The organism is Curtobacterium sp. MCSS17_011 (genome assembly GCF_003224275.1).
Lineage (GTDB): Bacteria > Actinomycetota > Actinomycetes > Actinomycetales > Microbacteriaceae > Curtobacterium.
The window spans coordinates 81,043-99,523 of the sequence record NZ_QKLE01000007.1; the positions used below are offsets into that span (position 1 = coordinate 81,043).

The window sequence follows — 18,481 nt, forward strand, 5'->3', positions numbered from 1 at the left end:
CGGAATCGGTCCCGGCGACGTGCGGATCGAGGCCAGAACCGTGTCGTGTGTGCGCGAGCGGTGGTGAGCTGCGAGTAAGCTAGGAGTGTTCCAATCAAGCTGGGAGCCAGCCATGCGCCGCCTTCGTGCGGCTCGCCGTCGGACTCGACGGGCTGACCTTCTGAAGCTCACGTCTTTTGCGAGAGGTAACAGTGCGTTCGAATCGCCGTATACGTTGGGCGGCCGTCCCGGTGGCCGTCGGTCTGGTCATCGCACTGGCTGGCTGCACGCAGCAGCAGATGAACGGATGGCTCCCCGGCACGGAGGAGACGAAGGACGTCACGAACCACACGAGCCGCATCGTCGGCCTGTGGACCACCAGCTGGGTCGTGCTCCTCGCCGTCGGTCTCATCGTCTGGGGCCTGGTCATCTGGGCAGCGATCGTCTACCGGCGCCGGAAGGGCCAGACCGGCCTGCCCGTGCAGATGCGGTACAACATGCCGCTCGAGATCTTCTACACGATCGTGCCGCTGATCCTGGTGCTCGGCTTCTTCGCCTTCACCGCGAAGGACCAGGCCGCGATCGAGAAGCCCTTCGCCGACCCTGACGCCACCGTGCACGTGTACGGCAAGCGTTGGGCGTGGGACTTCAACTACATCAACAAGGACAACCCCGAAGAGAGCGTCTACTACCAGGGCATCCAGGCCCAGGAAGAAGAGAACGCCAACGGGGCGATCGACGAGTCGCAGCTGCCGACCCTCTACCTGCCGCAGGGCAAGAAGGTCGCGATCGAACTCTCCTCGCGCGACGTCGACCACTCCTTCTGGGTCATCGACTTCCTCTACAAGAAGGACATGCTCCCGGGCAAGACCAACTGGGAGTACTTCATCCCGGAGAAGCTCGGCACGTACCAGGGCAAGTGCGCGGAGCTCTGCGGCGAGTACCACTCGCTGATGCTCTTCCAGGTGAAGGTCGTCACGCCTGCTCAGTACCAGGACTACCTCGACACCCTGAAGGACCAGGGCAAGGTCGGCCTGCTCGGTGACGAGTACAACACCAACTCCAACGAACCGAACAACAAGGCGCCGGTCGAGGCGTCCAGCGAGAACAAGTAGGGGCTCGTCAGATGACAACGTCACTCGTCGGCCAACCGACCCAGACCTCGTCGCCGGACTTCCAGGCGTCGAAGGTGGGTCGGAAGGGCAACATCGTCGTCCGGTGGATCACCTCCACCGACCACAAGACCATCGGGTACATGTACCTGATCGCGTCGTTCATCTTCTTCCTGCTCGCAGGTGTGATGGCGCTCGTGATCCGTGCCCAGCTCTTCGAACCCGGCCTGCACGTGGTCGCGACGAAGGAGCAGTACAACCAGCTGTTCACGATGCACGGCACGATCATGCTGCTGATGTTCGCGACGCCGCTGTTCTCCGGCTTCGCCAACGCGATCATGCCGCTCCAGATCGGTGCCCCCGACGTCGCCTTCCCGCGACTCAACGGCTTCGCCTTCTGGCTCTACCTGTTCGGTTCGCTCATCGCGGTCGGCGGTTTCCTCACCCCGCAGGGTGCGGCCTCGTTCGGCTGGTTCGCCTACGCGCCACTCAGTGACACGACGTTCACACCAGGGCTCGGCGGGACGCTCTGGGTGTTCGGCCTGGGCATGACCGGCTTCTCGACGATCCTCGGCGCAGTGAACTTCATCACCACGATCATCACGATGCGTGCCCCGGGTCTGACCATGTTCCGCATGTCGATCTTCACGTGGAACACCCTCGTGACGGCGCTCCTCGTCCTGATGGCCTTCCCGGTCCTCGCGACGGCGCTCTTCGGCCTCGGGCTCGACCGCGTGTTCGACGCGCAGATCTTCAACCCGGCCAACGGCGGAGCCCTGCTCTGGCAGCACCTGTTCTGGTTCTTCGGGCACCCCGAGGTCTACATCATCGCGCTGCCGTTCTTCGGCATCGTCTCCGAGGTCTTCCCGGTGTTCAGCCGCAAGCCGATCTTCGGGTACAAGACCCTGGTCTACGCGACGATCTCCATCGCGGCCCTGTCGATCACGGTGTGGGCGCACCACATGTACGTCACCGGTGGCGTCCTGCTCCCGTGGTTCTCGCTGATGACGATGCTCATCGCGGTCCCGACGGGCGTGAAGATCTTCAACTGGGTCGGCACGATGTGGCGCGGTTCGGTCACGTTCGAAACCCCGCTGCTCTGGGCCCTCGGCTTCCTCATCACGTTCACCTTCGGTGGTCTCACCGGCGTGATCCTGGCGTCGCCGCCGCTCGACTTCCACGTGTCCGACTCCTACTTCGTCGTGGCGCACTTCCACTACGTGGTGTTCGGCACCGTCGTGTTCGCGATGTTCTCCGGCTTCTACTTCTGGTGGCCGAAGTGGACCGGCAAGATGCTCAACGAGCGTCTGGGCAAGATCCACTTCTGGCTCCTGTTCATCGGGTTCCACACCACCTTCCTCATCCAGCACTGGCTGGGCGTCATCGGCATGCCGCGTCGGTACGCGACCTACCTGCCGAACGACGGTTTCACCTGGATGAACCAGCTGTCGACGATCGGCTCGATGATCCTCGCGATCTCGTTCCTGCCGTTCATCTTCAACGTCTACGTGACCGCCCGGAACGCACCGAAGGTCGCCGTGAACGACCCGTGGGGCTACGGCCGCTCGCTCGAGTGGGCGACCTCCTGCCCGCCGCCGCGCCACAACTTCACGTCGATCCCGCGCATCCGCTCGGAGTCCCCGGCCTTCGACCTGAACCACCCCGAGGCCGGTGTGCCGATCGGTGTCGGTCCCGCGAAGGACGCTCCCGATGCTCCGACCTACGACGCCGCGAAGGGCGAGGTGAAGTAAGGCCATGCGCGCCAACACCAACCTGTTCTGGATCCTCTTCGGATTCTTCGTCCTGGCGGACGCCGCGTACACCATCTGGGCGCTGATCTACTACGGCGAGCCCGAGTGGGTGGGGACCGTCGCCATCGGCCTGACCGGCCTGATGTCCGCGTTCATCGCCTTCTACCTCGGCAAGGTCATGTCGTCCCAGGGCGGCGTCCTGCCCGAGGACCGCCCGGATGCCAACATCGAGGACGGCGACGCCGAGCTCGGGCACTTCAGCCCGTGGTCCTGGTGGCCCATCCTGCTGGCCGCCGCGGTCGCCGTGTGCTTCCTCGGCGTGGCCGCCGGCCTGTGGATCGTCCCGATCGGGCTCGTCCTCGTGGCGATCACCCTGGTCGGTTGGGTCTACGAGTACTACCGCGGCAACTTCGGGCACTGACCCGGCGCTGCAGCGCACCTGACAGTTCGGGCGGCACCAGAACGGTGCCGCCCGAAGTGCGTCCAGGAGACGAACTCCGGTCCCGATCCGGAACAAACGGGCCCGCCCGCGACTTGACTGGAGCGGACCTCCCACCACAGCGAAAGGAGTCACCTCAGGTGACCGACAAGCGCACCCTCATCATCTTCGGCGCAACGGGCGACCTCGCCTCCCGCCTGCTCCTGCCGGGCCTCGGCACGTTCCTGCAGAGCGGCCGTGCCGTCCCCGTGCAGCTGATCGGCACGGGCCGCAGCGAGCGCAGCCCCGAGAAGTGGAAGGACATCGTCACGCAGTCCTTCGCGTCGCAGGACGTCAAGGGGCCGGAGGTCGACGCGACCATCGAGTCGACGCAGTTCATCCAGGGCGACCCCACCGACCCGAAGCACCTCGAGGCGCTGCTGTCCGCGGCCGACTCCGAGCCGATCCTGTACTTCGCGCTGCCGCCGCAGATCGCCTCCGACATCTGCGAGGCGCTCCAGCAGGTCGAGCTGCCCGAGGGCACCACCCTGGCGTTCGAGAAGCCGTTCGGCACCGACGTCGCCAGCGCCCAGGCCCTCAACGAGACGGTGCTCAAGCTCGTCCCCGAGGACCGCGTGCACCGCACCGACCACTTCCTCGGCCGCACCACGGTGCTGAACATCATCGGTCTGCGCTTCGCGAACCGCCTGTTCGAACCCATCTGGAACGCCGAGAACATCGAGAAGGTCGACATCTTCTACGACGAGACCCTCGGTCTCGAGAACCGCGCTCAGTACTACGACGAGGCCGGCGCGATGGTCGACATGATCCAGTCGCACCTGCTGCAGATCCTCGGCCTGGTCACGATGGACGCCCCGTCGGCGATCGACGCGGTCGAGTTCCGCTCGTCGCTCGCACGGGTCCTGCGCTCCACCCGCCTCAAGGGCGACGACGCGACCATCGCCTCGCGTCGGGCGGTCTACACGGCCGGCACGATCGACGGCAAGGAACTGCCGTCGTACCAGGACGAGGACGGTGTCGACCCGTCGCGCAAGACGGAGACCCTGGCCGAGATCTCGGTCGAGGTCGACACCGCCCGCTGGGCCGGCGTCCCCTTCACCCTGCGGTCCGGCAAGGCCCTCGGCGCCAGCCGGAAAGAGGTCCTGATCACCTTCAAGCCCGTGACGCGCCTGCCCTCCGGCCTGAGCGGTCGCCCGAAGACCGACACGCTGCGCATCGTCCTGAACCCGGACGAGATCGAGCTGTCGGTGTCGGCCAACGGCGGTGGCAACCCGTTCGAGATGGGGCAGGTCACCCTGTCGTCGTCGTTCAGCGACGGCGAGCTCACCCCGTACGGCGAGGTCCTGAACGGCATCTTCCACGACGACCCGCTGCTCTCCATCCGCGGTGACGTGGCCGAGCGCTGCTGGGAGATCGTGGAGCCGGTCGTCGCCGCCTGGAAGGCCGACGAGGTCCCGCTCGAGGAGTACCGCGCCGGTTCGCGCGGCCCGGCGGACTGGGAGTCGTCGTCCTGACGGACGCGCTTCCGACGTCCTGAACGGACGCGCGGACGGACGGGAGGCCCGGTGCCAGGTGGCACCGGGCCTCCCGTCCGTCGTGGAGTCGTCATCAGGGCATCGCAAGACGCCGTCGTGTCATCGTGACGCCGCCGGATCCTGCGGCGTCTCGGCGGCTTCGAGGCGTCGCGCGAAGACGACGGCGTCTTCAGGGCGTCGAGCGGGACGTCAGGCGGGGGAGCCGGCGCGCTCACCCTCGCCGGTCCACGACCGCGTGCCGCCGTCGTGGACGGGCAACCGCGTGCGGTGCCCGACGGTCGCGCCACGTGCGCGCTCGATGGCGTCCGCTGCCGACACGAGCGTCAGGTGCGACAGCACCTGCGGGGTGTTGCCGATGTGGTGCCCGGTGGCGACGTCGATCTCCTCGGAGAGCATGCCGACGTCGTTGGCGTACCCGACGAGCACGTCCATCAGGCGTTCCGCGTCCTCGACCCGGCCCGAGGCGGCGTACTGCTCCACCAACCAGAACGAGCACGCCAGGAACGGGTGCTCGGCGCCGGACAGCCCGTCGAAGCCGGCCGTCGTGCGGTAGCGGAGCACGAGCCCGTCGTCCCCGACGCGCAGGTCCTCCTCGATGGCGCGCACGGTGCCCGTCATCCGGGGGTCGTCGGCGCGGCAGAACCCGACCTGCGGCAGGACGAGCAAGCTCGCGTCGACCTCGTCGGTGTCGTAGTGCTGGCGGAAGGACCCGCGCGCGGCGTTCCAGCCGTGCTCCTCGATCTCGGTGCGGACGGTGTCGCGCAGGGTGCGCCAGCGGTCCACCGGGCCCTCGAGGCCGAACTCCTCGACGGCGGCGACCCCGCGGTCGAACGCGGCCCAGATCATCGCCCGTGAATGCGTGAAGCGGCGTCGGGGCCCGCGCATCTCCCAGATGCCGTTGTCCGGCTCCTGCCAGTGCTCCTCGACGTAGCCGAGCAGTGCCCGCTGCAGGGCCCAGGAATCGGCGTTCTCCTCGACGCCGAGCTCGCGGGCGTCGTGCAGCGCCGCGAGCACCTCGCCGAAGACGTCTCCCTGGTACTGGGTCGAGGCGCCGTTGCCGACGCGCACGGGCGTCGACCCGAGGTACCCGGGCAACTCGGGCAGCTCCCGTTCGGGCAGCTCGCGTTCGCCGGCGATGCCGTACATGATCTGCACGTCGGCCGGGTCACCCGCGATCGCGCGCAGCAGCCAGCCCCGCCAGTGCGTGGCCTCGTCGCGGTAGCCGTGGGCGATGAGCGAGGCGAGCGCGAGGGAGGCATCGCGGAGCCACACGTAGCGGTAGTCCCAGTTGCGTTCGCCGCCGGGGTCTTCCGGCAAGCCCGTGGTCGCAGCGGCGACGACGCCGCCGGTGTCGCCGTGGGTCATCGCACGGAGGAACACCAGCGACCGTCGTGCCGCGTCGGCGTACCGTCCGCTCGTCTGCGCGGGAGCGGTCCATGCCGTCCACCACGACAGGGTGTGGGCGAGGGCGGCGTCGACGTCGAGCGGCTCCGGCGGTTCGCGGTGCGACGGGTACCACGTGAGCACCGTGTCGAGCACGTCGCCGTCGTGGATCGTCGTGACGGCGGTGTGCCGGTGGTCGTCGGCGCGGAACCGCGGACCCCGGACGATCACCGAGCCCGGACCGGCCGTCGCGAGCAGCGCCGGTTCGTCGTCGTCCCCGATCTGCCGGATCCACGGCAGGGCACGCGAGTAGTCGAACCGGATCCGGAGCGTCTGCCGGAGCTCGACGGTGCCGCGGAGGCCACGCACCCGCCGCACGATCGACGGGCGGTGCGCCCCGACGGGCATGAACTCCGTGACCTCGACCACGCCGTCACGGGTGGTCCAGACGGTCGAGAGCACCAGGGTGTCGCCGTGGTACCGCCACCGCGCAGTGGCCGCTCCGTCGGTGGGGCGCAGGGTCCAGTGCCCGTGGTCCTCGGTGCCGAGCAGCGAGGCGAAGGTGGACGAGCTGTCGAAGCGCGGCAGGCACGCCCAGTCGATGGTCCCGTCGCGGCCCACCAGGGCAGCGGTGCCGGTGTCGCCGATCAAGGCGTGGTCCTCGATGCGGTTCGGCGGTGTGTGTGGTGCGGCTGGGGGTGGTGCGGCCGGCTCGGTGCTCATGGACCGATCGAACACCCGACGCCCGAGCACTGCGGTCGGACGAAGGGACTCCGGGCCGAGATCGTGATGAAGGGTCGCTCAGGCCGGATCGGAGGCGTCGGACTCGATGATCCCGACCCGCGCGAGCTCGCTCCACAGCCCGGCGCCGTCGGGGGCGTACACCCAGGGCGCCGACGAGTCACGGGAACGTTCCTGGGCCCGCGAGCGACCACCGGCGAGGACCGCTTCGCTCGTGGACAGCTGCCGGATGGCGACGCCCGCGACGTTGTCCGGGTGCTCCCGCGAGAAGTCGCCGTAGAGGCTCTCGTCGTGCTGCCCGTCGTCGCCGACCAGGAGCCAGCGGATGTCCGGGAAGTCCTTCGCGAGTCTCCGCAGGTTGTCCTGCTTGTGCAACTGGCCGCTGCGGAAGAACCGGTCGTGGGTGGGACCCCAGTCGGTGAGCAGCAGCGTGCCGGACGGGTACATGTTGCGCGTCAGGAAGCGCTGCAGCGTCGGTGCGACGTTCCACGCTCCGGTCGACAGGTAGACCGTCGGAGATCCGGGGTGCTGCGCGAGGATCCGCTCGTACAGCACGGACATGCCGGGCACGGGGCGTCGAGCGTGCTCCGTCAGCACGAACGAGTTCCAGGCGGCGAGCATCGGGCGGGGGAGCGAGGTCACCATCACGGTGTCGTCGATGTCGGACAGCAGCCCGAACCGGGCGTCGGGGTGCACGACGAACACGTCGGCCTCGACGTCGCGCCCGCCGCCCGCCGACAGCCGCACGGTGCGCCAGCCGGGCTCGAGGTCGATCGGGACGATGGTGTCGACGACGCCGCCACGGTCGGTCTGGACCACGTGGGAGACCCCGCCGGCGGTGACGGTGACCTCGGCGTGGTCGACCGCGACGCTCGTGAAGCTCTTCCAGCCGCGGACGCCCGCGTAGGAGACGTCGGAGGCGAGGCCACGGCGCGTCAGCAGCACACGGCAGAGGATGCGCACCCAGCCGGGCGCGCCGTAGCCGGTGTACGGGACCACCGTGGGCACCAGGCCGCGCCGGCGTGCACGGTGCTCGCGGAACTCCTGGACGGCGTCCTCGATGCGGGCCGCGCGGTGCAGGAGCGGCTCGGCCAACGACGGCTCGTGGGGCGTCGGGTCGGGCATGTCGTCATCATCCCATGTGCACCTGACGAAACCCGCGCGCCGAGCGGAACTGGTGAGTCGCAGCCACGTTCCAGGCGCCGTCTGCGAAAGTTGTCCCCGTCACACCAACGAACCGCGCTGGAGCGCAAGAGGAGAACACGTGCTCGTCACCGAGGTAACGAACGCTCTGCCGGGGGGATCATCACTGCTCAGGAACGAGCCGGTCCAAGCCCGCAGTTCGGCGCGCCTCGCCGGCCTCCTCGACGCCGCTGCCGCGGTGATCGACGAGATCGGGTTCGAGCGGCTGACGACCGCCATGGTCGCCGAGCGGGCGGGGGCGTCCATCGGCACCGTCTACCGCTACTTCCCGGACCGCATCGCCGTCGTCGAGGCACTCGCGATCCGCTGCACACAGCGGCTCGCCTCCCGCTTCGTCGAGGCGCTCGACGCCAGCGGCGCCGAGACCTGGCAGGACGCCAACGACGCGCTCATCGACATGACCGCCGAGATGTACCGCACCGAGCCCGGCTTCCGGGCCATCCGGTTCGGCGACCCGGCGGACACCGGCACCGGCGATGCAGAGGACCGGATGGGCGCGCTCGGGGCGACCGTCGGCCAGATCATGCGGGACCGCTTCGGCCTGCCGGACGACGAGCGCATCGCCCGGGCCTGGGTCGTCCTCGCCGAGTCCGGTCACGCGGTGCTGGCGCGTGCGCACCGCGACCGCGAGCACCCCGACACGGAGTTGATCGAGGAGTACCGCCGGATGAACCGTGCGCACCTGGAATCGGTGATCGCCGCGTCCTGACCACCCACTCAGCCGGCGCGACACGCCGGTGACCGATCCGATCCGCCCGCGCCTCCGAACACCGAGGCGCGGGCGTCGTCGTCCCCCGTCGGATCGCGCCGTACGGGTGGTGGGTCCCGGACCATCCGTTCGCCCGGACCCGTCACGCGGCGTCGCGACCGAACCGATGTCGGCACCCCCGGGTACTCTCATCCGGAGTCGGGCTACCTCCGAACAGAAGGGCACCCCATGATCGAGTTCCGCTCGGTGCGCAAGACCTACCCGGACGGCACGACTGCGGTCGAGCACTTCGATCTGGTCATCCCGTCCCGGACCACCACCGTCTTCGTCGGATCCAGCGGCTGTGGCAAGACCACGCTGCTCCGCATGATCAACCGCATGGTCGACCCCTCCTCCGGAACCGTCGAGATCGACGGTTCGGACGTCGCCGGGATCAACCCCGTCGAGCTCCGTCGCCACATCGGCTACGTCATGCAGAACTCCGGACTGCTCCCGCACCGCAAGGTCGTCGACAACATCGCGACCGTCCCGCTGCTGACCGGCGTCTCCAAGGCCGACGCGCGCAAGCGCGCCCTCGAGCTCATGGACACGGTCGGGCTCGACCGTGCCTTCGCCGACCGCTACCCGTCACAGCTCTCCGGCGGCCAGCAGCAGCGCGTCGGTGTGGCCCGCGGGCTGGCCGTCGACCCGAACATCCTGCTCATGGACGAGCCGTTCGGTGCGGTGGACCCCCTGGTGCGGAACGACCTGCAGGACGAGCTCATCCGCCTGCAGCGTGAACTCGGCAAGACTGTCGTGTTCGTGACGCACGACATCGACGAGGCGTTCAAGCTCGGCGACCAGGTCGTCATCCTCAAGAAGGGCGGCGAGATCGCCCAGCAGGGGACGCCGGCCGAGATCCTCGCCGCGCCCGCCGACGACTTCGTCGCCACGTTCATCGGCGCCGGCCGCGGGCGCCGCGCACTCCGTGTCGAGCAGACACCGACGGGTCCGATCGTCGTCGACGGTGAAGGCCGCGCAGCTGGCGTGTTGACGGGTCCCGTCGGGGTCGTCGACGCCGCCGAGGCCGTGCCGCAGTCCGACGCCCGAGCAGCAGAGGCCGGAGCGTCGCACGACGCCCCGGGTGCTCCGGCGCAGGGTGGGGGCACCCGGTGAAGTGGGTGCTGGCGAACCTCGACACGATCTGGGAGAACACGGTCTCCCACCTCGCGATCGCGATCCCGCCGATCATCGTCGCGTTCCTGCTGTCGATCCCGATCGGGTGGCTGGTGGTCCGGCTGCAGCGCCCCGGTGGGTCGCGCTTCGCATCGGGTGTGGGCAGCAGCATCGTGACCCTCGCCGGTCTGCTCTACGCCATCCCGTCGCTCGCCCTGTTCGTCGCGCTGCCGAGCATCATCGGCACCGGCCTGCAGAGCCCGATCAACGTCGTCATCGGTCTGACGCTGTACGGCCTCGCACTGATGGTCCGGTCCACGGTCGACGGGCTGACCTCGGTCGACTCCGAGACCAAGTCCGCCTCGACCGCCATGGGCTACTCGCCGGCGCAGCGGTTCTTCCGTGTGGAGCTCCCGCTCGCCGGTCCGGTGCTGCTGGCCGGGCTCCGGGTGGTCTCGGTCTCCACGATCTCGCTGACCACGGTCGGCGCGGTCCTCGGGATCCCGAGCCTGGGCCTGCTGTTCACCGACGGCCTGGGGCGCGGGATCTACGAGGAGATCCTCTCCGGCATCGTGATGGTGCTCGTGCTCGCCTTCGCCCTCGACGGCCTCCTCGTGCTGCTCGGGCGCCTGGTCATGCCGTGGACACGGACGGACTCGGTGTCCCGCCGACAGGCCCGCCGAGTCCTGCAAGCAGCGGAGGTCTCCTCGTGATCATCGGACAGGCCTTCGCGTGGGTGTTCGACCCCACGAACTACGGCGGCTACAACGGCATCCCCCAGCGCCTCTGGGAACACGTCTGGATCACCCTGCTCGCGGTGCTCATCGCCGCGGTCATCGCCGTGCCGGTCGGGTACGCGATCGGCCACACCCGCCGTGCTCGCGGCTTCTCGATCGCGGTGTCCGGCGGGGTGCGGGCACTCCCGACACTCGGTGTGCTCTCGCTGTTCGGGCTGATGCTCGGCATCGGGCTGCAGGCTCCCCTGCTCGCCCTCGTCATCCTTGCGATCCCGTCGGTGCTCGCCGGTGCGTACTCCGGCATCGAGTCCGTCGACCCGGTGGTCGTCGACGCCGCGAAGGCCCAGGGCATGACCGGCTGGCAGATCCTGTGGAAGGTCGAGATCCCGCTCGGGCTCCCGCTCCTGATCGGTGGCATCCGCGCCGCGGTGCTGCAGGTCGTCGCGACGGCCACGCTCGCCGCGTACGTCGGGGCCGGTGGCCTCGGCGGGTACTTCTTCCTCGGACTGAAGACCCAGGACTACGCCGAGATGCTCGGCGCCTCCATCCTCGTGATCGCCCTCGCGATCGCGTTCGAGATCGTGTTCGCCGTGCTGCAGCGGGCGGCGGTGCCGAAGGGCACCGCCGACCCGTCGGCCCGACAGCGTCAGGGGTCGCGTGAGCGAGCCCGCAATCCACTCCCGGAAGGAAATCCCTCGTGATCACAGCACCCAAGATCCGCGCCGGCGTCGCCGCCGCGATGGCGGTGGGCGTCGTCGCCGCCCTCGCCGGCTGCGCGTCGAGCGACCCGCTCGACAGCGGCTCCAGCGAATCGTCCGACTCGAAGACCATCGTCGTCGGCTCGCAGCAGTACTACTCGAACGAGATCATCGCCGAGCTCTACGCCCAGGTCCTCGAGAAGGACGGCTTCGACGTCAAGCGCAACTTCAACATCGGGCAGCGTGAGGTCTACATCCCGCAGCTCGAGAAGGGCGCCATCGACGTCATGCCCGAGTACAGCGGCAACCTGCTGCAGTACTTCGACAAGGACTCGGACGCGAAGACCGCCGACCAGATCGACGACGGGCTCGACACGGCCCTGCCGAAGGGCCTCCGGGTCCTCGACGAGGCCGACGCGACCGACCAGGACAGCTACACCGTCACGAAGAAGTTCTCCGAGGACAACGACGTCACGAGCCTGGCCGACCTGAAGAACGTCGACGAGAAGCTCACCGTGGGAGCCAACTCCGAGAACCAGACGCGGCCGTACGGCCCGAAGGGGCTCAAGTCGGTCTACGGCGTCGACGTCGACTTCAAGGCGATCGAGGACGGCGGCGGTGCCCTGACCGTCAAGGCGCTCAAGGACGGCACCGTCCAGCTGGCCGACATCTACACGGCCGACCCGAGCATCAAGGCGAACGGCTTCGTCACGCTGGAGGACCCGGAGAACCTGATCCTGCCGCAGAACGTCGTGCCGGTCGTCTCGAAGAAGGTCGACGAGAAGGCTGCGGACGCGATCGACTCGGTCAACGAGAAGCTCACGACCGAGGCCCTGATCGAGCTCAACACCAAGAGCACGGCCGACAAGGAGAAGGCGTCCACCATCGCCGAGGACTGGCTCAAGGCCGAGGGTCTGCTGTAGCCACAGCACCACCGCTGCACCTCGCAGTTGAACGACAGGCGTCGGGTATCTACCCGGCGCCTGTCGTCGTTCGCGCCAGGGACAGCGCGAACATCCGTGCCGCACGGTTGTGCCGTGCAGAGGCTGTGCACGTTTGTGCAACGGGAGGTTCTACAAGTTGTCGAAGTGGTGCGCCCCGCGATAGCGTTGAGGTGTCCCAAGGGCTGTGACACCTGATGTATCCGTTCCACAGGAAGCAACTGACGTGCACGAACAGCGCGCGGCCACCCGTCTCGGAATCGCCGCATGAACGACCTCCTCGATCCGCTCCTCCTGTCGCGGTGGCAGTTCGGTCTGACGACCATGTACCACTTCCTCTTCGTCCCGCTGACGATCGGCATGGCAGCCGTGGTGGCCGTGTTCCAGACCGCCTGGTACCGGACCGGCCGCGCGCACTACCTGCAGCTGACGCGGTTCTTCGGACGGATCTTCCTGATCAACTTCGCGATGGGTGTCGTGACGGGCATCGTGCAGGAGTTCCAGTTCGGCATGAACTGGTCGAACTACTCGCGCTTCGTCGGTGACGTCTTCGGCGCACCGCTCGCGCTCGAGGGGATCCTGGCGTTCTTCTTCGAGGCTGCGTTCATCGGCATCTGGATCTTCGGCTGGGACCGCCTGCCCAAGGGCCTGCACCTGGCGAGCATCTGGTGCGTCAGCGCCGGCACGATCATGTCGGCGTACTTCATCATCGCCGCGAACGCGTTCATGCAGCACCCGGTCGGCTTCGCGATGAACGAGGCCAAGGGCCGCGCGGAGCTCACCGACATCTGGGCGGTGCTCGGCAACAAGGTCGCCCTGGCCGCGTTCCCGCACACGCTCTTCGCCTGCTTCATGGTCGCCGCGGCGGTCATCATCTCGGTCGCGGCCTACCACCTGGCCCGCAACCAGAACCTCGAGACGATGATGCCGGCGCTCAAGTTCGGCATGTGGACCATGCTCGCGGCCGGCGCGCTGACCGTCCTGACCGGCGACCAGCTCGGACTGACGATGGTCGACACGCAGCCGATGAAGATGGCGGCTGCCGAGGCGCTGTACAACACCGCGACCGGCAAGGACGCCTCGTTCTCGATCTTCACGCTCGGCACCCCGGACGGCGTGCACGAGCTGTTCTCGATCCGGGTGCCGTACCTGCTGTCGTTCCTGTCGACGCACACGTTCAACGGCACGGTCGAGGGCATCAACGACCTGCAGGCGCAGTACACGCAGGTGTACGGCCCCGGCGACTACAAGCCGATCATCTGGGTCACCTACTGGTCGTTCCGCTGGATGATCGCCCTCGGCGTCGGCGCGGTCATGGTCTCGCTGGTCGGGCTGTGGCTGACCCGCAAGGGCCGGTTCCCGACGCAGCGCTGGGTGTGGCGCATCGCCACCTGGACGGTGCCGCTGCCGATGGCCGCGATGATCGTCGGTTGGGTCTTCACCGAGATGGGTCGCCAGCCGTGGCTCGTGTTCGGGCTGCTCCAGACGAAGGACGGTGTGTCGCCGAACGTGACCGGACTCGAAGTCCTCATCTCGCTGCTGGTCTTCACCCTGATCTACGGCTCGCTGGCCGTCGTCGAGTTCAAGCTCATCAAGAAGGTCGCGCAAGAGGGGCCCGCCGACCCGGCCGAGGTCGACGAGGAGACCGGCGAGGTCAAGCACGAAGTGACGGTCTACTAGAAATGGACGCTGCCTGATGGATCTCCCCGTTCTCTGGTTCGCGATCGTCGGCGTCTTCTTCGTCGGCTACTTCGTCCTCGACGGATTCGACTTCGGTGTCGGTATGTCCCTGCCGTTCCTCGGCAAGGACGACACCGACCGTCGGGTCCTGATCAACACCATCGGCCCGGTCTGGGACCTCAACGAGACCTGGGTCATCGTCGCCGGGGCCTGCTTGTTCGCGGCGTTCCCGGAGTGGTACGCCACGATGTTCTCCGGGTTCTACCTGGCGCTGCTGCTCATCCTCGCTGCACTCATCGCCCGAGGGGTGTCGTTCGAGTACCGGCACCAGAACAAGCACCTCGAGTGGAAGCGCCGCTTCGACCTGATGATCATCGTCGGCAGCGCGGTGCCGTCGTTCCTGTGGGGCGCCGCGTTCGGCAACGTCGTCCGTGGCATCCCGATGGACGCCGGGCACAACTACACCGGCACGATCTTCGACCTGCTCAACCCGTTCGCGCTGCTGACCGGTGCCGCGACGCTGCTGGTGTTCTTCACCCACGGGGTCGTCTTCGTCGCGCTCAAGACCGAGGGCGACGTCCGCGTCCGCGCCAAGCGCCTGGCGACCCGGGCCGGAATCGTCACGATCGTCGTCGGCGCCGCGTTCCTGGTGTCGATGGCCTTCGTCCGGGCCACCCCGGCCTCGCTGGTGCTCTCCGTGGTCGCCGCCCTGGCCCTGGTGCTCGCCGTGCTCTGCAACGCCTGGGGCAAGGAGGGGCGCGCCTTCACGCTGATGGCGGTCACCATCGCCGCGATCGTGCTCGCGATGTTCACGGCGATCTTCCCCGACGTCATGCCGGCCTCGAACGACGTCGCGAACAGCCTGAACGTGTACAACGCCTCGTCCGGGTCGTACACGCTGACCGTGATGAGCTGGGTCGCGCTGATCTTCGTGCCCCTGGTCTTCGCGTACCAGGCGTGGACCTACTGGGTGTTCCGCAAGCGCGTCTCCCGCGCTCAGGTCACCGCGGCCGCGCACTAGGCGGACGACGATGAAGCCCCTCGACCCCCGACTCCTGCGGTTGTCCCGGACGGCGCGCGGCTTCATCGTCGCCGCCTCCGGCACCGGTGTCCTCCGCACGCTCGCGACCATCGCGATCGCGTGGGGGATCGCCGCGGCCGTCACCCTCGGGGTCGACGCCGTGGGCGACGGCAGGGTGCCGGCGGCGTTCGGGCAGGCGCTCGCGCTGCTCGGCGGGGCGTTCGTCCTGCGTGCGGTGGCCGCGTGGGCCACCGACGACCTGGCGGCCCGCGCTGCTGTGAAGGTGAAGAGCGAGATGCGCACGACGGTGCTCGCCCGCGCCGCCGAGCGCGGTCCGTCGTGGCTCGCCGGCCGGTCGAGCGCCGGCTTCGCCACCACCCTCGGCCCCGGACTCGACGCACTCGACGCCTACTTCGGCCGGTACCTGCCGCAGCTCGCGCTCACCGCGATCGCGACGCCGGTGCTCCTGGTCGCGATCGGCCTGGCCGACCTGACGAGCGGGCTGGTCATCCTGTTCGCCCTGCCGGTGATCCCGGTCTTCATGATCCTGATCGGCCTGGCGACGCAGTCGCTGCAGCGGAAGCAGTCGGACGCCCTCGCGAAGCTCGGCGGCGCCTTCACCGAGGCGGTCGAGGGGCTCGCCACGCTCAAGGTCTTCGGCCGTGCCCGCCGCCAGGTCGGTCGCATCGGGACGGTCACCGACGAGTACCGCCGCGGCACGATCGGTGTGCTCCGGCTGTCGTTCGTGAGCGGCTTCGCGCTCGAACTCGCGGCGAGCCTGTCCGTCGCACTGGTCGCCGTCTCGATCGGCATCCGCCTGGTCGACGGCTCGCTCGGCCTCGGCGCCGCGATGTTCGTGCTCGTGCTGGCACCGGAGGCCTTCGCCCCCATCCGCCAGGTCGGCGCCGACTTCCACGCCGCCCAGGACGGCGTCGAGGCCTCGGCAGCGGTGCTCGACGTGCTGTCCGACGACGAGACCGCATCCGCGTCCGCGACCGGCAGGAGCGGCAGAACGACCCACAGCCGGACCGGCACCGGCCCCGCCGCACCCGCCACCGCCCTGGATGTCCGAGGGGTCACCATCCGCCGGCCCGACGTCGTGATCGGGCCGTTCGACCTGCACGCCGAGCCCGGCACCGTGGTCGTGCTCGCCGGCCCGAGCGGTTCCGGCAAGTCGAGCATCATCGCCGCACTCCGCGGCGTCCTGCCGCACTTCGGTGTCGTCACCGTGCCCGGCCCGGCCGGTGCCTCCGTCGCCGAGCGCACCACGTGGGCCGACCAGCGGCCGCGCCTCGTCCGCGGGACGATCGCCGAGAACGTCGCGCTCAGCGCGACCCCCGACGAAGCCGACGTGCGCACCGCCCTGGGCGACGCGGGGCTGGGACTCGACCCGGGCCTCCCGGTCGGCGCCGGTGGCAGCGGACTGTCCGGCGGCCAGGCACAGCGCGTCGCCGTCGCCCGCGCGCTGTACCGCGCGCGCCGCGCCGCCACGCCCCTCGTGCTGCTCGACGAGCCGACGTCCGCGCTGGACGCGGAGGCCGAGGCACGGGTCATCGCGGCCGCCCGTGGTCTGGCGGCCGACGGCGCCGTCGTCGTGGTCGCCAGCCACCGACCGGCGGTCGTCGCCGCGGCGGACGTCCGCGTGGACGTCCGCGCTGGCGGATCCGTGACGGTCCGCAGGGAGGTGCGCGCATGAGCCGGGAGGCCCGTGGCGGCTCCGTCCTGCGGCTCGCGATGCCGCGCGGGTCGGGTTGGGCGAAGGCGGTCGCCGCCGGATCGCTCAGCGCGGTCTGCGCCGTCGCGCTCCTCGCCGCGAGCGGCTACCTGATCACCCGTGCAGCCGAGCACCCGCCGATCCTGTACCTGACGCTCGTGATGGTCGGCGTGCGCGCCTTCGCGCTGGGGCGTGCCGTGCTGCGCTACGTCGACCGGCTCGCCGGGCACGACGCGTCCTTCCGGCAACTGGCCGTGGTGCGGACGGAGATGTACCGGCGGCTCGCGTCGATCGCGCCCGCGGGACTCGGTCGGACCGGACGCGGTGACCTCATGACGCGCCTGGTGACCGACACCGACCGGCTGCAGGACCTTCCGATCCGAGTCGTCGGTCCGCTCGTCTCCGCCGGGGTGGCCGCGCTGCTGTCGGTCGTCGCCGTGGCGCTCGTGTCGGTGCCGGCGGCGCTCGTGCTCCTCCTCGCGCTGGTGGTGGCGGCCCTGGTCGGCACGATCGTCACCCGGTCGATCGCCGAGCGCACGGACCGCGAGACCGCCGCCGACCGGGGTCGCGTCGCGGACCTCGTGCTCGACACCGTCCGGACGCTCGACGTCTTCGCCGCCTACGGCACCTTCGACGAGCGGCTCGCACACATCGCCCGCCTCGACGCCGGTGTCACCCGGGCCGTCCGACGTCGCGGTACGGTCGAGTCGCTCGTCGGCGCCCTCGTCGGTCTGGTCGGTGGCGGCGCGGTGATCGGGATCCTCGCCGTCGGTGCCCCCGCCGTGGTGTCCGGTGCGCTCGACGGTCCGCTCTGGGCACTGGCGGTCTTCGTGCCGCTGGCGCTCTTCGAGGTCGTCGGGACCGTCCCGCTCGCCGTCCTGACGCTCCGCCGGGTGCGGGCTGCGGCCGAACGGGTCGAGCAGGTCGTGCCCGCAGAGGTGCCCGTCGGCGTCGTCCCCGAGCCAGACGAGGACGCCGACCCGGCGTCGCTCGTGGTCGAGGGGCCGGTCACGCTCGCCGTGCACGACCTCACGGTCCGTTGGCCGGGGGCTGCCGAGCCCGCGGTCGACGGGGTCTCGTTCACGCTCACGCCCGGCGAGGTCGTCGTGCTCCAGGGGCCGAGCGGCGCCGGCAAGTCGACCCTGGTCGACGCGCTCGTCCGGTTCGTGGAGCACGAGGGCTCCTACACGCTCGACGGCGTCGAGGCGAAGGCGATGCACCCGGACGCGGTGCGGGCGCGGGTCGGCCTGATCGAACAGGACCCGTTCGTGTTCGACCAGTCGGTGCGGCAGAACCTGCTCTTCGCCCGCGAGACCGCGACCGACGACGAGCTGCTCGCCGTGCTCGACCGGGTCGGCCTGGGGGACTGGGTCGAGCGGCGGGGCGGGCTGGACGCCTCGGTCGGGGAACGCGGCGTGCTCGTTTCCGGCGGTCAGGCGCACCGGCTCGCGCTGGCCCGCGCGCTGCTGCACGCGTTCCCGGTGCTGGTGCTCGACGAGCCGACGGCCGACGTCGATCCGGACCTCGGTGACACCGTGCTGCGCGACCTCGTCACCACGGCCCGCGCAGCGGGTCGGACGGTCGTCATCGTGTCGCACGTCCCGGTGGCGCCGGACCTGGTCGACCGCACCCTGTGGATGCGGGACGGACGCCTGCTCGCCGGGTGAGCCGACAGACGGACGC

At 69.5% G+C, this 18,481-nt stretch carries 15 protein-coding genes; 13 read left to right on the plus strand and 2 right to left on the minus strand.

Annotation, left to right across the window (positions count from 1 at the left end; genetic code table 11):
• Window positions 1–191: 191 nt before the first annotated feature.
• The 4 genes from coxB (at window position 192) to DEJ17_RS07355 (ending at window position 4,795) form a co-directional block, all read left to right on the plus strand.
• The gene (gene coxB, locus DEJ17_RS07340) at window positions 192–1,094 is read left to right on the plus strand and encodes a cytochrome c oxidase subunit II (protein WP_110892770.1); all 903 of its coding nucleotides are present in this window, start codon (window positions 192–194) and stop codon (window positions 1,092–1,094) included.
• Window positions 1,095–1,105: 11 nt separating this feature from the next.
• Entirely contained in the window at window positions 1,106–2,842 is a 1,737-nt protein-coding gene (ctaD, locus tag DEJ17_RS07345; RefSeq protein WP_250893043.1) for a cytochrome c oxidase subunit I, read from the plus strand.
• 4 nt (window positions 2,843–2,846) lie between these two features.
• Window positions 2,847–3,263 (plus strand): cytochrome c oxidase subunit 4, encoded by a 417-nt coding sequence (locus DEJ17_RS07350; protein WP_110892771.1) that lies wholly within the window; start codon window positions 2,847–2,849, stop codon window positions 3,261–3,263.
• A gap of 158 nt (window positions 3,264–3,421) precedes the next feature.
• Window positions 3,422–4,795: a glucose-6-phosphate dehydrogenase gene (locus tag DEJ17_RS07355; protein WP_110892772.1), complete on the plus strand. Its 1,374-nt coding sequence runs from the start codon at window positions 3,422–3,424 to the stop codon at window positions 4,793–4,795.
• Window positions 4,796–5,005: 210 nt separating this feature from the next.
• On the opposite strand, the gene DEJ17_RS07360 is transcribed toward DEJ17_RS07355, so the two are convergent.
• A complete protein-coding gene (locus tag DEJ17_RS07360) occupies window positions 5,006–6,922 on the minus strand; it encodes a glycoside hydrolase family 15 protein (protein ID WP_110892817.1) in 1,917 nt (638 codons plus the stop codon).
• 78 nt (window positions 6,923–7,000) lie between these two features.
• The gene (locus DEJ17_RS07365; protein WP_110892773.1) at window positions 7,001–8,065 is read right to left on the minus strand and encodes an App1 family protein; all 1,065 of its coding nucleotides are present in this window, start codon (window positions 8,063–8,065) and stop codon (window positions 7,001–7,003) included.
• Window positions 8,066–8,321: 256 nt separating this feature from the next.
• On the opposite strand from DEJ17_RS07365, the gene DEJ17_RS07370 reads away from it, so the two are divergent.
• From DEJ17_RS07370 to cydC, 9 genes are all read left to right on the plus strand, one after another.
• Window positions 8,322–8,852: a TetR/AcrR family transcriptional regulator gene (locus DEJ17_RS07370; RefSeq protein ID WP_375342561.1), complete on the plus strand. Its 531-nt coding sequence runs from the start codon at window positions 8,322–8,324 to the stop codon at window positions 8,850–8,852.
• A gap of 228 nt (window positions 8,853–9,080) precedes the next feature.
• Complete coding sequence (locus DEJ17_RS07375; RefSeq protein ID WP_110892774.1) at window positions 9,081–10,007, plus strand: ABC transporter ATP-binding protein; 927 nt, start codon at window positions 9,081–9,083, stop codon at window positions 10,005–10,007.
• Window positions 10,004–10,720 (plus strand): ABC transporter permease, encoded by a 717-nt coding sequence (locus DEJ17_RS07380; protein WP_110892775.1) that lies wholly within the window; start codon window positions 10,004–10,006, stop codon window positions 10,718–10,720. Before DEJ17_RS07375 ends, DEJ17_RS07380 begins: the two co-directional genes overlap by 4 nt.
• Window positions 10,717–11,445 (plus strand): ABC transporter permease, encoded by a 729-nt coding sequence (locus DEJ17_RS07385; protein WP_110892776.1) that lies wholly within the window; start codon window positions 10,717–10,719, stop codon window positions 11,443–11,445. Before DEJ17_RS07380 ends, DEJ17_RS07385 begins: the two co-directional genes overlap by 4 nt.
• Window positions 11,442–12,365, plus strand: coding sequence for an ABC transporter substrate-binding protein (locus tag DEJ17_RS07390; protein ID WP_110892777.1), 924 nt, complete (start codon window positions 11,442–11,444; stop codon window positions 12,363–12,365). Before DEJ17_RS07385 ends, DEJ17_RS07390 begins: the two co-directional genes overlap by 4 nt.
• Window positions 12,366–12,650: 285 nt before the next feature.
• Window positions 12,651–14,063, plus strand: coding sequence for a cytochrome ubiquinol oxidase subunit I (locus DEJ17_RS07395; RefSeq protein ID WP_110892778.1), 1,413 nt, complete (start codon window positions 12,651–12,653; stop codon window positions 14,061–14,063).
• A gap of 16 nt (window positions 14,064–14,079) precedes the next feature.
• Entirely contained in the window at window positions 14,080–15,084 is a 1,005-nt protein-coding gene (gene cydB / locus DEJ17_RS07400; RefSeq protein WP_110892779.1) for a cytochrome d ubiquinol oxidase subunit II, read from the plus strand.
• Between the two features lie 10 nt (window positions 15,085–15,094).
• Window positions 15,095–16,780, plus strand: coding sequence for a thiol reductant ABC exporter subunit CydD (gene cydD / locus DEJ17_RS07405; RefSeq protein WP_110892780.1), 1,686 nt, complete (start codon window positions 15,095–15,097; stop codon window positions 16,778–16,780).
• Window positions 16,777–18,465 carry a thiol reductant ABC exporter subunit CydC gene (gene cydC / locus DEJ17_RS07410; RefSeq protein ID WP_110892781.1) on the plus strand — a complete coding sequence of 563 codons (1,689 nt, stop codon included), beginning with the start codon at window positions 16,777–16,779 and terminating at the stop codon, window positions 18,463–18,465. Before cydD ends, cydC begins: the two co-directional genes overlap by 4 nt.
• The last annotated feature ends 16 nt before the right edge of the window (window positions 18,466–18,481 follow it).

Bases quoted from the DNA above. Each gene is read 5' to 3' on its own strand.
- ctaD (WP_250893043.1), top strand. From the start codon at position 1,106: ATGACAACGTCACTCGTCGGCCAACCGACCCAGACCTCGTCGCCGGAC.
- DEJ17_RS07350 (WP_110892771.1), top strand. From the start codon at position 2,847: ATGCGCGCCAACACCAACCTGTTCTGGATCCTCTTCGGATTCTTCGTC.
- DEJ17_RS07360 (WP_110892817.1), bottom strand. From the start codon at position 6,922: ATGAGCACCGAGCCGGCCGCACCACCCCCAGCCGCACCACACACACCG.
- DEJ17_RS07365 (WP_110892773.1), bottom strand. From the start codon at position 8,065: ATGCCCGACCCGACGCCCCACGAGCCGTCGTTGGCCGAGCCGCTCCTG.
- DEJ17_RS07375 (WP_110892774.1), top strand. From the start codon at position 9,081: ATGATCGAGTTCCGCTCGGTGCGCAAGACCTACCCGGACGGCACGACT.
- DEJ17_RS07395 (WP_110892778.1), top strand. From the start codon at position 12,651: ATGAACGACCTCCTCGATCCGCTCCTCCTGTCGCGGTGGCAGTTCGGT.
- cydB (WP_110892779.1), top strand. From the start codon at position 14,080: ATGGATCTCCCCGTTCTCTGGTTCGCGATCGTCGGCGTCTTCTTCGTC.
- cydD (WP_110892780.1), top strand. From the start codon at position 15,095: ATGAAGCCCCTCGACCCCCGACTCCTGCGGTTGTCCCGGACGGCGCGC.
- cydC (WP_110892781.1), top strand. From the start codon at position 16,777: ATGAGCCGGGAGGCCCGTGGCGGCTCCGTCCTGCGGCTCGCGATGCCG.